The organism is Chryseobacterium taklimakanense, from assembly GCF_900187185.1.
Lineage (GTDB): Bacteria > Bacteroidota > Bacteroidia > Flavobacteriales > Weeksellaceae > Planobacterium > Planobacterium taklimakanense.
Map to the genome: position 1 here is coordinate 2,307,595 of NZ_LT906465.1, position 16,208 is coordinate 2,323,802.

The following is a 16,208-nucleotide window of genomic DNA, read 5'->3' on the forward strand; positions in this document are numbered from 1 at the left end:
TTTTGGTAATTGTTAAAACAAATATAATTATTTATTTGGTTTCAAAGTATTCAGTCAGCGTCTTTTTTATCTCATTATGAGAAATTAATTTCAGCTCCTGTGTATTTGCTGAAGGTTCAAGAATTTCATTTAAATAAACCTGAACCTTTCCCGGAAAACCCTTCGAATAATCAAACGGAAACATTTCCTTCAAGCCTGCAAAAGTATAAACCGCTATTGGAAAATCATGTTTGGCTGAGAGAATGAACGCTCCGTCTTTAAAGGTATCCAGTATGATCGAACTGTCATCGGGAACGCCGCCCTCCGGGAAGATCACAATATTTTGTCCGTGGTTCATTTTTTCTGCTGCCCGGCGGTAAACATCGGCGCGGCTGCGCGGATCTTTACGGTCCACCAGAATGCATATTCTTTTATAGATAATACTGAAAACGGGGATGTTGGCAAGTTCTTTTTTCCCGATGAAACATAAGGGATGGTGCGGATGAAGAACGCTCATCAGCATAATATCAATAATCGAAGTATGATTAGATATGAAAATATATTGCCTTTTTTTATCGATGGATTTTTCGGTCTTTTTGATGAGTTCGTAGCGGAATCCCATGCCGTAAAAAAGTATGATACACCACCAGCGGATAAAGATGTAGGCATATTTGAAATGAGATTCTTTGATGGAAAGCAGGATTACCGGCAGGCCAAAAATCAGGATAAATAGAAATGCCAGAAATAGGAACCAGGCGCGCCACAGATAATTCAGAATTTTTTTCATAGAAATTTTCTGCCTCAAAAATATAAAAATTTAGGTGCTGAGGTTATCCGCTGAAAATAATTCTTTTTTTAACGGAGTAATTCAAGACAGAAACCAAAACGATTGCAGCGATCTTGCTCAGCATTTCCGGGCTGAAGACGAAAAATCCTAAATCGAAATATTCATTTCTGAAAGCGCTGCTGTAAAATATCTGGAAAAACATAAGGCTGAGCACCGTGGAAATCGCAGAAATTGCAATGAAATAAGCAAATTCTCTCCTTTTTGAATGCTTGCCTCTCTCGAAAACAAACCAGATGCTGAAAAAATAGTTTGAAATAATACCGCAGGAGGTTGAAAGAATGTTGCTTAAAGGAAAATGAACTCCGTACAGATTCTTTTCCCAGGCAAATATCGGCGGCAGCTGCACGCTGAAAAATTTAAATGTCCCAACTTCGATTACAGCGCTCATAGCGCCTGCTAACACAAAGAAAAGCACCTGTTTTTGGCTCAGCAGAAGTTGTTTCATTTTATCTTTTGTGCTGCAAATTTAAAATAATGTTAAACATTAATAAAATTATCAAAAGAAATTTTGCAGTTTCAAAAATATTTTTACCTTTAATCAATAAATTGCAAAAAATTACCTGATATCACCCTGCTGCTGAAAATTATTCGCTGGCAGCGCGGCTTATCTTGAAGATTCTCTAAGAATACATTGTCTGACTTTATCCTTTTTAACCATTAAATGTGAAAGTATTGTGAACAACTCAAGACGATACCGCAAATTTGAGCCTCAACAAAAACGTATTGAAGAGCTTGAAAAAACAAATGACCGCTTCAGGAGAGTTTATTCTGAATACCAAACGATGTCGGACGAGCTTTGGAATCTTGAAACCTCTGAAGGAGCATCTATTCCGGATGATTTCATTAACGCTGTAAAACTGCAGACCTCATATCTTGAAGACGAGATAGAAGACTGGCTTCTGGAAGAAAGCAGCGAAGATTAAGCATATAATTTTAAGATTAATTTTTATATTTTAGCATCTTTAAATTTTGTTAAAATATGATTGCTATTGTTGATGGCGGCTCCACAAAATGCGATTGGGTTATTTTGGATCATAACTGGGACATCGCCTTCAAGACAGAAACCATTGGGTTCAATCCCAATATCATAGACGTTTCACAAATTCCGGCAGAGATATTAAATAATCAGCAGCTTTCCGAAAACCGTTTTCAGGTGAATCATATTTATTTTTATGGTTCTGGCTGCGGTGTGCGCGAAAATTGCCTCAGGGTTGAAGATTCGCTGAAGAAAGTTTTTACAAACGCTAAAATTACCGTAAAAGAAGACCTTACTGCAGCAGCTTATTCAGCATACAACGGGAGGCCGGCCATCGTCTGTATTCTCGGGACCGGTTCCAATGCATGCTATTTCGATGGCGAAAACATTAAGCGCGAACTGCCGTCTCTTGGATTTTTAATAGGTGATGAAGGAAGCGGCTGCGCTCTTGGGAAGCTTTTGGTGAAGAACTATTTCATGAAAAAAATGCCGCCAGACCTTCACAAAGAATTTACGGAAGCTTATAACCTGAATATCGAGGATCTTATCGCAAATATGTACCACAATCCCCGGGCAAATGCTTATTTGGCAGAATTCAGCAGATTTATCGTTACACGCAAAGAGCATCCGTATCTGCAGCATCTCGTCTTTCAGGAACTGAAAAACTACCTCGATTATCAGGTCATTCCGTATGAGGAAAGTAAAAGCAGTGAGGTGAATTTCATTGGATCCATCGCCTATTATTACGAAGATATTTTGCGTTCAGCAGCAGCCGACCTGCACTTAAACATCGGCAAGATTGTGCAGAAGCCTATCGAAAGCCTTGTGGAATACCACAGACAGTACATTCTCCCGAATCTTGGGATATAATTTTTTAAATTTCAAATCAAATCAATGCCTACATACAAAAACAGAGACGAGAAAAACTTCAACCAAGCCGCTCTCGACTATCATAAAGCAGAACCAAAAGGTAAAATAGAAGTCATTCCATCAAAACCGCATTCCTCAGCGCGGGATCTTTCCCTGGCTTATTCGCCGGGCGTAGCAATTCCGTGTCTTGAGATTGAAAAAAATCCGCAAACCATTTACGATTATACCGGAAAAGGAAATCTGGTAGCAGTGATCTCCAATGGAACCGCGGTACTGGGACTGGGGGATATCGGTGCTGAAGCCTCAAAGCCGGTGATGGAAGGGAAAGGGCTTTTATTTAAAATTTTCGCAGACATCAATGTTTTTGATATCGAGATTAGTGAAAAAGATCCTGATAAATTCATCGAAATTGTCAAAGGAATTGCCCCAACTTTTGGCGGAATCAATCTTGAAGATATTAAAGCACCTGAAGCTTTCTATATCGAACAAAGACTGAAAGAAGAACTCAACATTCCGTTGATGCACGATGACCAGCACGGTACTGCAATCATTTCTGCAGCAGCTTTGCTGAATGCTCTGGAGCTGGCCGGAAAAAAGATTGATGAGGTGAAAATGGTCGTGAACGGTGCCGGAGCCGCAGCGATTGCCTGTACAAAACTTTATATCGCTCTCGGATTAAAGAAAGAAAACGTGCTGATGTGCGACAGCAAAGGCGTGATCAACCACAAAAGAGAAAATTTAACTCCGGAAAAGCTCGATTTTATCGTAAATACGGATAAAGATACCTTGGACGAAGCATTAATGGGTGCCGATGTTTTCGTTGGGCTTTCAAAAGGCGACGTGATGACGCCGGATATGCTGAACTCGATGGCAGAAAATCCAATTGTCTTTGGTTTGGCTAACCCAACTCCGGAAATTGATTATAATCTGGCGATAAAAACCCGCAAAGACGTGATCATGGCTACCGGAAGAAGCGATTTTCCTAACCAGGTGAACAATGTTTTGGGCTTCCCATATATTTTCCGTGGCGCTTTGGATGTGCAGGCTTCAGGAATTAATGAAGAAATGAAATTGGCGGCAGTTCACGCCCTTGCAGATCTTGCCAAAGAACCTGTTCCGGAAGCTGTGATTTTAGCTTACAATTTGAAATCTTTGAATTTCGGCAGAGATTATTTTATTCCCAAGCCCTTCGATAACCGTTTGATCACAAGGGTTTCTATCGCTGTGGCAAAAGCAGCTATGGAAAGCGGTATTGCGGGAAGAGCGATCACCGATTTTGAGGAGTATGAAAACAATCTCCTCGACAGAATGGGGCGCGACGAGAAACTGATCCGTATGATGCAGAACAGGGCGCGTTCAAACCCGAAAAGAATTACACTTGGAAATGCTGAAGAGTATAATGTCCTGAAAGCTGCACAAATTCTTTACGAAGAAGGGATTGCGCAACCTATTCTCTTGGGTGAGAAAAAATTCATCAGGGAGCAAATGCAGAAATTCGGAATCGAAATCGATGTGCCAATCGTGGATCCGATGGATGATGACCAGGAAGAAAAACGCCGCGAATACCGGGATACGCTTTGGAAACTTCGCCAAAGAAAAGGTATGAATGAGTACAAGGCGAAACGTTTTGTCCGCCAGCGTGATTATTTTGGCCCGCTGATGCTGAAACACGGCGATACCGACGGGCTGATTGTCGGCTTTTCTAAAAATTACACCTCTGTACTCCGGCCGGTTTTAGAAGTCATTGAAAAAGAAAACGGTGTAGATAAAGTAGCTGGGATGATGATGATCTTAACCGAGAAGAAACCGATTTTCTTTGCAGATACATCCATCAATGCGGATCCGTCAGTCGAAGATTTGGTCAACATTGCGAAAATGGCTGAAATTACTGTGAAAACTTTCGCCATCGAACCAAGAATTGCGATGCTGGGCTACGAAAATTTCGCAGGAATCTCAGAGACTTCCAAGAAAGTGGCAAAAGCGGTCGAAATTCTTCACCAAAAGTTTCCTAAAATGGTTGTTGATGGCGAAATTCAGCCTGACTTTGCGATGAATGCAGACCATTTGGCAGATTATCCTTTCTCCAAACTGGGCACAACACCGGCAAACGTTTTTGTGTTCCCGAATCTTGAAAGTGCGAACCTTTCATACAAAATTATCAGAGGAATGAAAGTAGCGCAGGTTGTAGGACCTATTTTAATGGGCTTGAAACAGCCGGTCCACGTGGTGCAGATGCGTTCCAGTGTGGATGAAATCGTGAATTTGGCCACCATTGCCGTTCTGGATGCGCAGAGAAGAGAAGAAATGAAAAAGTCCGGAAAATGATTTACTCGTTAAAAGGAACTGTACAGGAACTCACACCAACTTATACCGTCATCGATGTTAACGGTGTTGGTTATTACGTGGGAATCAGCCTGCAGACCTCAGAAAAACTAAATTTGGGTAAGGAAACTTTTCTCTTTACCCAACAAATTATCCGTGAAGATGCAAATTTGCTTTTTGGGTTTCATACTTCTTCGGAAAAAGAGATGTTTAATCTTCTGATAAGCGTGAACGGCGTTGGCCCGGTATCGGCGCTCATCATGCTGTCCTCATTGAATAATGTGGAGATTGGCAATGCGGTTTTATCGGGTAACAGTGGGCTTTTGCAAAGGGTAAAAGGTATCGGTGCCAAAACCGCAGAAAGAATAATTGTTGACCTGAGAGATAAAGTACAAAAATTCAGTACCGAAGAGAAAAATAATTCTGTTTCAGTAAATAATAAAGTAAAGGAAGAATCGTTATCTGCATTAGAAGTTTTAGGAATTTCTAAAAAAATGAGCGAAAAAATTGCGGACAGGTTCCTGAAACAAAAGCCGGAAATTTCGGTCGAAGATCTTGTAAAGCAGATTTTAAAAAACCTTTAAAAACACTTGGTGAGAAAGAATTTTATAATTTATAGATTATCTGTTTTCCTATTTCTGTTCTTTTCTTTTGCTAAATCTACTGCCCAGGCCTTGCCGCAGGACAGTATAAGCATCCGGAAAGATTTCAGTCTGCCCAATCCTACACGCTACGAAGCTTTCTACGATGTGGAAACCGGAATGTATTTTCTTTATCCAAAGATTGGGAACACGGTCATCGGCGCACCCACGGTGATGACGGTGAGGGAATATCAGGATTATGTGATGAGCACCCAGCTTGCAGATTACTACCGAGAGAAATCTGCTAATTATAATGTGATTTTCCGTAAAGACCAGACGGAAGCCCAGAAAAAAGGGCTCATTCCGGCAGTTTTGGTGAAAAACAAATTATTTGAAAGCATTTTCGGAAGCAACAAAATAGAGCTTATACCGCAGGGATTTGCCTCTTTCGACTTGGGTGGACTTTACCAAAAAATTGACAATCCTTTAATACTGCCGCAGAACCGAAGCAATTTCGCAATCAACATCCAGCAAAGAATTCAGCTTGGTTTGTTGGGGAAAGTCGGAGAAAATTTACAGCTTAGGGCCAACTACGACACGCAGAGCGGTTTCGCCTTCGAAAATCGTATGAATTTAGTTTGGCAGGCCAAAGGCACCTGGAAAGACCTTCAGAGCAAGGGACTGAATGATCCCACCACCGGCGGCGAAGACAAAATCATAAAAAGGGTGGAATTCGGAAATGTGAATATGCCGCTGTCTACCGGTTTAATCCGCGGTTCGCAGTCGCTTTTTGGTTTAAAAACCGAATTCCAGCTTGGTAAAACCTACGGAACGATGGTTTTTTCGCAACAGCAGGGCGAGGCGAGAAATATTGTCGTTCAGGGTGGTGGAGCATTGCAGACTTTTAAAATAAACGCGATTGATTATGAGGAAAACCAGCACTATTACTTGGGACATTATTTCCTCAACAATTATGACAATGCGCTTTTGAATTACCCTTTAATCAATTCAAAAATAAATATCAACCGTATTGAAGCCTGGGTTCTTGAACAGGGTTCGGGGAATCTTCAGGATCAGAAAAGTATCATCGGTATCAGGGATTTGGGTGAAGGAACGTCAGGATACCCGAGCAACCTCCAAAATAATCTCTATCAAAACATCAGCAATCTGGGAGCAGGGCTTCGTGACCCGAATACAGCTTACAACACCATTAAAGGTCAAAGTTTCCCAAATGCCAGTGGCGCACCGGAAGTTTATATAGACGGTGAACAGTTTATCTTCAACAGAAAAGCAAGAAGGCTGAATCCTAACGAATTTACTTACGACAGGCAGTTAGGATATTTATCACTAAATCAAAAATTAAATGACAATCAGCTGCTGGCAGTTGCTTATTCGTACACCGTGAACGGCGAAAGAACGGTTTACAAAGTAGGAGAGTTTTCCGAGGAAAGCCCGGTTTTAATCACAAAACTTTTAAAGCCGAATACCACGGTGAAAACCACATCCCCCATGTGGAACCTCATGATGAAGAACGTTTACCCGATCAATGCCAACCAAATTTCACAGGAAAACTTCGCCGCAAACGTTTATTACAATTCACCGCAAAACGGTAAAGTAAATTACCTGCCGGGAACCAATGTACAGGACATCAACCTTCTCAAGCTTTTAAACTGGGACAGGCTAAACCTGAACAATGACCTTCAGAATAACGGAACTGATACCGGCGACGGCCTTTTTGATTTCGTTGAAGGAATCACCATCAAATCTCAGGACGGAAAACTGATTTTCACCAAATCTCAGCCTTTCGGAAGCTATATGCAGAATGTTTTGGGAAGCAGCGATCCGCAGTTTGTTTTTACGGATTTATATACCCAGCAAAAACAGATTGCCGCTCAAAGCAATCTTGCCCTGCGCTATACCGTTGAAGGTAGGTTTAAAGGAACACAGGGTTCCGGAATTGCTCTCGGTGCACTGAATATTCCGCAGGGTTCTGTGAAAGTTACTGCAAATGGCGTACAGCTGATCGAAGGGCAGGACTACACCGTGGATTATATGTTCGGAACGGTAAATATCATCAACGAACAGATCAAAAATTCGGGCCAGGCCATCAATATTTCTATGGAAAGCCAGCTGATGTTCAATACGCAGCGGAAAAGGTTTTTAGGATTAAATTTAGAAAGGAAATTCAACGAAAACCTTCTTCTGGGCGCCACTGTGGTGAATTATGCAGAAAGGCCGCTTACCCAAAAGGTCAACTTCGGCGATGAAGCCGTAAATAATACCATGGCAGGAATGAACTTGATGTTCAACAAAGAAGTTCCTTTCCTTACGAGGCTTGCAGACAAAATACCTTTGGTAAACACTGAAGCTCCGTCCAATATTAATTTTAAAGCAGAAGGCGCCTACCTGATTCCGGGACAGAATAAAGGAATTAATGACCAGTCTTATATCGATGATTTCGAGCAGTCTTCGACCAAAATTTCGATTAAAGACCCTGCGATGTGGAGTTTGGCTTCAAAACCGGAGAAGAATTTCAATGATCCGATTTATAATAGTGCTGGCTTAAATGACAACCTTCAAAGCGGTTACGGCAGAGGCCTGCTGTCGTGGTACAATATTGACCCGAGATTCTGGGGCGTCGGCGGAAAAGCACCAAGCGGTATTAATGCGCAAACCGTTTCCAACCACGCTTCCCGCCGGGTTCACATGTCTGAAATTTTGAATAATCGGGATTTTGTCGCGGGTGAACAGACTTTTACCAATACTTTCGACATTACATTTTACCCGGCAGAACGCGGCCCATACAACGTCAATCCGAATCAGGAATCCGTACTTCAGAGATGGGGCGGATTGATGAGGCCGATTTCGGTTTCCAATTTTACAAATTCCAATATCGAATATGTTGAGTTTTGGATGATGGATCCTTACGCAGACGGTAAAGCGGTCGGTAATGCTCCCAAATTAAAGTTACAATTGGGAAATGTTTCTGAAGATGTTTTGAAAGACGGAAAACTTCAGTACGAAAACGGGCTTCCGACACCGAATTCTCCTTCATCGGTTTCTACGACAAACTGGGGTAAACAGCCCAACCAGTTTCCGGTTCTCTATGCATTTTCTTCAGAAGGTGAGGAACGCACGATACAGGATGCCGGTTATGATGGCTTAAACAATGAGGAAGAAGCTGTGAAATTCAACACCAGTTTCATCAATCCTGTCACAAATGAGCTCGATCCCGCTGCGGACGACTTTGTGTATTACCTTTCCAATAAATTCACCGGAGCCCAGGCATCGTCATTAACGGAGCGCTATAAATACTTCAGAAATCCAGAAGGTAATTCAAAGTCCGGTTCACTCGAAGTGTCATCACAGACTCCCGATGCTGAAGATGTAAACCGTGATTATAACCTGGACCAAAATGAAAGCTATAACCAGTATACCATCAGCCTCGATAAAGCAAGTTTGGTTCTGAACCAAAATTTCATCGCTGATGTAAAAGAAGTAAAATCAAAATTCCAGAACGGACAGGAAGCAACCAACAAGTGGTATCTTTTCCGTGTGCCGGTTTCTCAGTTTGATTCTAACGCCGGAGACGCATCCACAGATGTGTTAAATAATGTAAGGTTTGCAAGAATTATACTCGACGGCTTCGAGGAAACTTCGACGCTCCGTTTCGGAACTATGGATTTGGTACGTTCAGACTGGAGAAAGTATAACAAGAATATCGCAGCAAGCAATATTCCGCCGGATCCCTCCTTACCGGATAATGAAGGTTCAATGCTTGTAAATAATGATGATTTTTTTGTAGGGAGCGTAAATCTTGAAGAAAATGCACTGGGAACGCCGCCGTATGTCTTGCCGCCCGGAATTGACAGACAGGTTTTAAGCGGTAATGCAGGTGCACAAAGGCAGAACGAATCTTCACTTTTTATGAAATTCCTCAATCTTGGCAATGATGCAAAAGGTGTGACGAAAAATACCTTCATCGATATGCGCAGATACAAAAAGCTTGAACTGTTTGTACATGCTGAAGACATCAAAGCAGGTGCGCCAAGTAATCAGTTGGATGAAAATACCAAATTCTTCATCAGATTTGGTAGCGATGCCACCGACAACTATTACGAATACGAAGCCTCATTGCAGTACACGCCAAAAAATGCGAAATCACCCTTGGAGATCTGGCCTGTAGAAAACAACGTAGATTTGGAAATTCAGAATTTCGTAGATGCAAAACTTAAAAGAGATCAGGAAGCAGCAAATTTAATCGGCTACCGTTACCATTACGCCGCTTACGGTGATACCAACAAGAAAATCTATGTAAAAGGCCGCCCATCTTTAGGAAACATCACCACCATGATGATCGGGGTGCGGAACCTCCAGGCTCAGTCTAAAGATTTAATACTATGGGTGAATGAAATCCGTCTTTCTGAAATTGAAAACAAAGGCGGTTATGCCGGAAATGCAAGTTTGAATTTTAACCTTGGCGATTTTGCAGTTGTCAATGCCAATGCTGCGTATTCGACGGTTGGCTTTGGAGCTATTGACCAGAAACCTGTGGAAAGGGCGCAGGCTACAAACTCCGGTTTCAACATCAATACGACGGTAAACGTGGATAAATTTATCCCTGAAAAAGTGGGAATGCGGATCCCGGTAAATTATTCATACACCCAAACCATCGAAGACCCTAAATACAATCCAATCGATACAGATGTTGAGTTTCAGAAAGCTTCCAACAAGGAGGAACTGAAAAAAGTAGCAAGAACATACACCCAGCAAAGAAGTATCAGCGTCGTGAACATGCGTAAGGAAAGGATGAACGAAAACAGCAAACCGAGATTTTACGATGTAGAGAACCTTTCGTTTACGGCAATCTACAACGATGATTTTTATCGTGATGTTTATACAAAGAGGAATTACAGGCAGTTCCTGCGCAGTTATTTGGACTATAATTACAGCTTCAAACCTTATGTATTGAGGCCATTTAAAAATTTAGTCAGCGATACGGCTAAATCTTACAAATATTTAAGATGGATCAGGGAGTTCAATTTCAATCCGGTTCCTACAACATTCTCTTTCAGAACTGAACTTGACAGAAACTACAACGAAATGCAGTTCCGGAACGTGGAATCCCTGCTGAACGGAAATCAGGGCAGCGAGTTTGATATCCTCAAGAACAGGAATTTCTATTTCGGGTGGCAGTATAATTTAGGGTTTAAATTTACCAATTCCCTCAAAATGGAAGTGAATTCTGCAACAAGAACACTTAACGACAACATTGCAGCAAACACAATGAACACCAAATCCATTTTTGAGAATCCGTTCCGTGCCGGCCGTCCTGTGCTGTACAATCACAGGGTGCAGCTAAATTACAGGTTGCCGTTTGAGTTCTTGCCGCATCTTGATTTTATAAATGCTGAAGTAGGTTACGGATTTACTTACAACTGGAATGCACGCTCCAACGTTCTGTTGAACAGCCCTGCAGGAAACCTCGGAAATATCTCTCAGAACACCAATAATAAAGTTGTTACGGCTTCCGTTGACATGCCGCAGTTTTTCAGGAAATTTAAGTTTTTCAGGGATATTGATCAAACCATGCTAAAACGTGGCCGGGAAATTGACTCATTAAATAATATCAACAGCGAGGAGGCTCTGAAGATTGCCAAGAAAAACAAGTTCTTTATTCTTAATAAATATAAAGGACATAAGTTTAAAAACAGACTTACCCCTTTCCAAAGCATTGCTTACGCGCTGACTTCGATCAGGCAGCTTGACATTAATTATAATGAGAACAACGGAACCGTATTGCCGGGAATTCTGTCTTCACCAAATTTCTATGGCTACGGACAGGGAATTGGCGGGCCAACCTACGGTTTCCTTCTGGGATCACAGGCTGATATCAGAAGAGTCGCTATCGAAAATTCATGGCTCACAACTTCTGAACTGTTGAATGATCCTTTTTCTCAGCTCAGCTCAAAAACGTTTGATGCAAATCTTCAGATTATGCCGCTGAATGATTTGCGGATCGATTTGAGCGGTATGATGCGCTACAACAGAAATATGCTTCAGGGTGGTTTCAACCTGGATGCGGATCCCTCAACACCATATTTTGATTTTGCATTTGAGAATGAATTGCTCACTTATTCACGTTCAAACTGGATGTTCAGAACTTCATTTAAGTCCGGCGAATCCATTTATGAAAATATGATTGCCAATGCAAAAGCAATTTCTGCACTACTTGGAAGCGGAACTTCAAACAATGGCTATTCCGACGGCTACAGCCTTGCGAATGCCTACGTTCTGATTCCTGCTTTTCAGGCAGCTGTAGAGGGCAGAGGTACAAAAACCCTGGCTAATCCCACAAAAGTTGGAGTGCCTTTGCCAAACTGGCGGGTGACATACTCCGGGCTTAGTAACATTCCTTTAATTAACAGTCAGTTTTCGAAATTTGACATTTTGCACGCTTACAATTCAACTTACACGGGAACGGGAATACAGTCCAACATTGATTTTTACAACGATCCCAATTCAAGAGATATCAATAATGATTTTGTAAATCCTTATGTATTCTCTACTGTAGGTTATGTGGAATCTTTTTCACCGCTCCTGGGCGCCGATGTGACGCTTCGCAATAACATGAGACTAAGTGCACAGTATAATAAGGACAGATTGTTTATGCTCGGGCTGGTCAACCATACATTGACCGAAGACGACAGCAGGGAATATATCGTTGGTTTCGGTTATTTGGTAAAAGATCTTAAACTGAAACTGAACGTCCGCGGAAAATCTAAAAATATCACAAGCGACCTTAATATAAAAGGAGATTTCTCTTTACGTGACAGCAGAACCAGGATTACCAATATTCTGCTTGATGATTCCCAGGTTACAGGCGGCCAGAAGCTATTCGGAATTAAACTTACTGCAGATTATAATATGTCGCAGAATTTTAATATCCGCCTTTTTTACGACCAGCTGATGACCAAATACAAGATATCAACCGCTTTTCCGCTTTCTACAATCAGAGCGGGTATAACGGCAACCTTCAATTTTGGCGGCGCGCCGTCGTATTAAAAAACACTAATTATTTGTAATATTTGCGGAATTAGATTAAATTTGGTCAATAATAAACATTAGAAATGAATACACCTTCAGAACTTAAGTACACCAAAGACCACGAATGGGTTAAAATCGACGGAAATATTGCAACCATCGGTATTACAGATTTTGCACAGGGCGAACTTGGCGATATCGTATTTGTGGATGTAGATTCCGTAGATGATGATTTATCAGCAGGCGATGTTTTCGGAAGCGTGGAAGCGGTGAAAACCGTTTCAGACCTTTACTTACCTGTAACCGGAACTGTAACCGAATTCAACTCAGCTTTAGAAGACCAGCCCGAGTTGCTTAATTCAGACCCGTATGGCGAGGGATGGATAATCAAAGTACAGATTGCGGACGATGCAGATCTGTCCGAGTTGCTTTCTGCCGAAGAATATCAGGCAACCCTTGGATAAAATTTCAAACATATTCAGTAAGATATTGCCCATTTATTGGGCATTTCTTACTTATATGCTTCTGAAGCCAGGCGTCGAAAACCACGAATACTGGTTCATGTTCTCCGGTATCGACAAAGTTCTGCATATCTCAATCTTCATATTGCTTGGGTTTTCGTTTATGGCGGCATTTCCCAAAATCCGCTTCGCTGCCTTTATCCAGATCATGCTCATTTACGCAATCCTTACAGAAATCCTTCAGGACGAGATGCACATGGGCCGCTCGTTAGAAACCCTCGATCTTCTCGCCGATACCCTGGGCGTACTTCTGGGATATTGGTTTTTCAAAAAGATTAAAACACTGCCATTCTAAATTTTTTGGGCGATTCCCTGCCAACGCTTAATATATATAATGTAAAATTCCAGCCGCAGGCACCGGGCTATCCGCTGCAATTCCTCGCGCCCGCGCCTGTTTGCCATCCACCTGCTGCGGGATTTTCGCTACTATCCCTATCGCTTAAAGCCTTTACAAACCTCTGAATAGAATTTGTGGATAAAATTTAAACGTTTATAATTCACTAAGAACCAGAAATTTCAAGCTCCACATTATCCACATTACTTCAATATTAACATAATTCGTTTTGAAGTTAACATAATCTTTACATACATTTGCACCACTTTAAAACAAAGTAGCGCAGAAGTAGTTTAAAAATAACGGTAGCAAAAAAAGATAAAAATTTATTTGCACAGTTAAAAAATAAACGTATCTTTGCAGTCCCAATTCGAGAGAAGGGGAGCGCAGAAGAGGAGTTGATAATTAGAGATTATGTTTAGGAGATCATAACTTTAAAATTTTTCTTTCTGAAAAGAAAGCAGTTGGATAAAATTTTAAATTTTTTTTCAAAAACATTTGGTCAATTAAAAAATACTTTATACTTTTGCACTCGCAAATCAGACGAAACGACAGAAAGTAGTTTGAAGAGCGAGAAGAGAAACAGATCATTGAAATAAGATATAACAACCAAGTAAGGAAAAAAAACCAAAGCGAAGTCAAACTTTGAGTGAGTCAGAACAAACATACAATGGAGAGTTTGATCCTGGCTCAGGATGAACGCTAGCGGGAGGCCTAACACATGCAAGCCGAGCGGTAGAGTTCCTTCGGGAACTTGAGAGCGGCGTACGGGTGAGGAACACGTGTGCAACCTGCCTTTATCTGGGAGATAGCCCTCCGAAAGGGGGATTAATATTCCATAATATATCATTTGGCATCAATTGATATTGAAAGCTCCGGCGGATAGAGATGGGCACGCGCAAGATTAGATAGTTGGTGAGGTAACGGCTCACCAAGTCTACGATCTTTAGGGGGCCTGAGAGGGTGATCCCCCACACTGGTACTGAGACACGGACCAGACTCCTACGGGAGGCAGCAGTGAGGAATATTGGACAATGGGTGCAAGCCTGATCCAGCCATCCCGCGTGAAGGATTAAGGTCCTATGGATTGTAAACTTCTTTTATACAGGGATAAACCTACTTACGTGTAAGTAGCTGAAGGTACTGTATGAATAAGCACCGGCTAACTCCGTGCCAGCAGCCGCGGTAATACGGAGGGTGCAAGCGTTATCCGGATTTATTGGGTTTAAAGGGTCCGTAGGCGGGCTCGTAAGTCAGTGGTGAAAGCCTGCAGCTTAACTGTAGAACTGCCGTTGATACTGCGAGTCTTGAGTAAATTTGAAGTGGCTGGAATAAGTAGTGTAGCGGTGAAATGCATAGATATTACTTAGAACACCAATTGCGAAGGCAGGTCACTAAGATTTAACTGACGCTGATGGACGAAAGCGTGGGGAGCGAACAGGATTAGATACCCTGGTAGTCCACGCCGTAAACGATGCTAACTCGTTTTTGGGTTTTCGGACTCAGAGACCAAGCGAAAGTGATAAGTTAGCCACCTGGGGAGTACGTTCGCAAGAATGAAACTCAAAGGAATTGACGGGGGCCCGCACAAGCGGTGGATTATGTGGTTTAATTCGATGATACGCGAGGAACCTTACCAAGACTTAAATGGGAGTGGACAGGCTTAGAAATAGGCCTTCCTTCGGGCCGCTTCCAAGGTGCTGCATGGTTGTCGTCAGCTCGTGCCGTGAGGTGTTAGGTTAAGTCCTGCAACGAGCGCAACCCCTGTCACTAGTTGCTACCATTCAGTTGAGGACTCTAGTGAGACTGCCTACGCAAGTAGAGAGGAAGGTGGGGATGACGTCAAATCATCACGGCCCTTACGTCTTGGGCCACACACGTAATACAATGGCCGGTACAGAGGGCAGCTACACAGCGATGTGATGCGAATCTCGAAAGCCGGTCTCAGTTCGGATTGGAGTCTGCAACTCGACTCTATGAAGCTGGAATCGCTAGTAATCGCGCATCAGCCATGGCGCGGTGAATACGTTCCCGGGCCTTGTACACACCGCCCGTCAAGCCATGGAAGTCTGGGGTACCTGAAGTCGGTGACCGTAAAAGGAGCTGCCTAGGGTAAAACAGGTAACTAGGGCTAAGTCGTAACAAGGTAGCCGTACCGGAAGGTGCGGCTGGAACATCTCATTTTAGAGACTATACGTCAAAACAAAACAAAAAGAACTTGCTTAAAGTTTTGCTTTGGTTTTTTTTACTCGGTTGTATATTAAAAAATAAAACCCACTAGAAATTAGTACAGGGAAAGAGATACAAGAGCCAAGAGCCAAGAATCAAGACGATAGAGTCTTGTATCTGGAATCTGGAATCTAATTGTCTAAGCAGACAGTCTCGTAGCTCAGCTGGTTAGAGCGCTACACTGATAATGTAGAGGTCGGCAGTTCGAGCCTGCCCGAGACTACTAATTGAACAGATTGGGAGATGCCCGAACCAGGAACCAGGACGGTCTAAGTCTTGAATCTCGGCTCTGGGTTCTCAAAGTCTACTAGAGGGGAATTAGCTCAGCTGGCTAGAGCGCCTGCCTTGCACGCAGGAGGTCAAGGGTTCGACTCCCTTATTCTCCACAGTTTTGGAAGACTGGTTTAAAAGTTACGGACGGAGCCAAAAACAACGTCTGTTCATCAGTTTGAAGAGAAGAAAAAAGATCATTGACATTAACGGTAAAGACATCACAAAGAGAAAA

At 42.3% G+C, this 16,208-nt stretch carries 9 protein-coding genes, 2 tRNA genes and 1 rRNA gene; 10 read left to right on the forward strand and 2 right to left on the reverse strand.

Annotated features, from left to right (window positions below; translation table 11 throughout):
• Window positions 1–31 precede the first annotated feature (31 nt).
• Window positions 32–766, reverse strand: a complete 735-nt coding sequence (locus tag CKV81_RS11055; RefSeq protein ID WP_095073194.1) for a lysophospholipid acyltransferase family protein — start codon at window positions 764–766, stop codon at window positions 32–34.
• A 43-nt stretch (window positions 767–809) separates the two neighbouring features.
• Window positions 810–1,271 (reverse strand): GtrA family protein, encoded by a 462-nt coding sequence (locus CKV81_RS11060; protein ID WP_095073197.1) that lies wholly within the window; start codon window positions 1,269–1,271, stop codon window positions 810–812.
• Between the two features lie 229 nt (window positions 1,272–1,500).
• On the opposite strand from CKV81_RS11060, the gene CKV81_RS11065 reads away from it, so the two are divergent.
• From CKV81_RS11065 to CKV81_RS11110, 10 genes are all read left to right on the forward strand, one after another.
• Window positions 1,501–1,749 carry a hypothetical protein gene (locus CKV81_RS11065; RefSeq protein ID WP_095073200.1) on the forward strand — a complete coding sequence of 83 codons (249 nt, stop codon included), beginning with the start codon at window positions 1,501–1,503 and terminating at the stop codon, window positions 1,747–1,749.
• Window positions 1,750–1,805: 56 nt separating this feature from the next.
• The gene (locus CKV81_RS11070) at window positions 1,806–2,672 is read left to right on the forward strand and encodes a BadF/BadG/BcrA/BcrD ATPase family protein (protein ID WP_095073202.1); all 867 of its coding nucleotides are present in this window, start codon (window positions 1,806–1,808) and stop codon (window positions 2,670–2,672) included.
• A gap of 24 nt (window positions 2,673–2,696) precedes the next feature.
• Window positions 2,697–4,997, forward strand: coding sequence for an NADP-dependent malic enzyme (locus tag CKV81_RS11075; RefSeq protein WP_095073204.1), 2,301 nt, complete (start codon window positions 2,697–2,699; stop codon window positions 4,995–4,997).
• On the forward strand, window positions 4,994–5,578 hold the full coding sequence (gene ruvA, locus CKV81_RS11080; RefSeq protein ID WP_095073207.1) for a Holliday junction branch migration protein RuvA: 585 nt from the start codon (window positions 4,994–4,996) through the stop codon (window positions 5,576–5,578). Before CKV81_RS11075 ends, ruvA begins: the two co-directional genes overlap by 4 nt.
• A 6-nt stretch (window positions 5,579–5,584) precedes the next feature.
• Entirely contained in the window at window positions 5,585–12,640 is a 7,056-nt protein-coding gene (gene sov / locus CKV81_RS11085; RefSeq protein WP_456064380.1) for a T9SS outer membrane translocon Sov/SprA, read from the forward strand.
• A 65-nt stretch (window positions 12,641–12,705) separates the two neighbouring features.
• Window positions 12,706–13,083, forward strand: a complete 378-nt coding sequence (gene gcvH / locus CKV81_RS11090) for a glycine cleavage system protein GcvH (RefSeq protein ID WP_095073209.1) — start codon at window positions 12,706–12,708, stop codon at window positions 13,081–13,083.
• A gap of 55 nt (window positions 13,084–13,138) precedes the next feature.
• On the forward strand, window positions 13,139–13,435 hold the full coding sequence (locus tag CKV81_RS11095) for a VanZ family protein (RefSeq protein WP_309300013.1): 297 nt from the start codon (window positions 13,139–13,141) through the stop codon (window positions 13,433–13,435).
• 706 nt (window positions 13,436–14,141) lie between these two features.
• Window positions 14,142–15,658 (forward strand): 16S ribosomal RNA (locus CKV81_RS11100).
• Between the two features lie 194 nt (window positions 15,659–15,852).
• Window positions 15,853–15,926 (forward strand) — tRNA-Ile (locus CKV81_RS11105).
• 89 nt (window positions 15,927–16,015) lie between these two features.
• Window positions 16,016–16,089, forward strand: a tRNA-Ala gene (locus tag CKV81_RS11110).
• Window positions 16,090–16,208 lie beyond the last annotated feature (119 nt).

Coding starts and splice junctions, on each gene's coding strand:
- CKV81_RS11070 (WP_095073202.1), top strand. CDS start 1,806: ATGATTGCTATTGTTGATGGCGGCTCCACAAAATGCGATTGGGTTATT.
- ruvA (WP_095073207.1), top strand. CDS start 4,994: ATGATTTACTCGTTAAAAGGAACTGTACAGGAACTCACACCAACTTAT.
- CKV81_RS11060 (WP_095073197.1), bottom strand. CDS start 1,271: ATGAAACAACTTCTGCTGAGCCAAAAACAGGTGCTTTTCTTTGTGTTA.
- CKV81_RS11055 (WP_095073194.1), bottom strand. CDS start 766: ATGAAAAAAATTCTGAATTATCTGTGGCGCGCCTGGTTCCTATTTCTG.
- CKV81_RS11095 (WP_309300013.1), top strand. CDS start 13,139: ATGCTTCTGAAGCCAGGCGTCGAAAACCACGAATACTGGTTCATGTTC.
- gcvH (WP_095073209.1), top strand. CDS start 12,706: ATGAATACACCTTCAGAACTTAAGTACACCAAAGACCACGAATGGGTT.
- CKV81_RS11075 (WP_095073204.1), top strand. CDS start 2,697: ATGCCTACATACAAAAACAGAGACGAGAAAAACTTCAACCAAGCCGCT.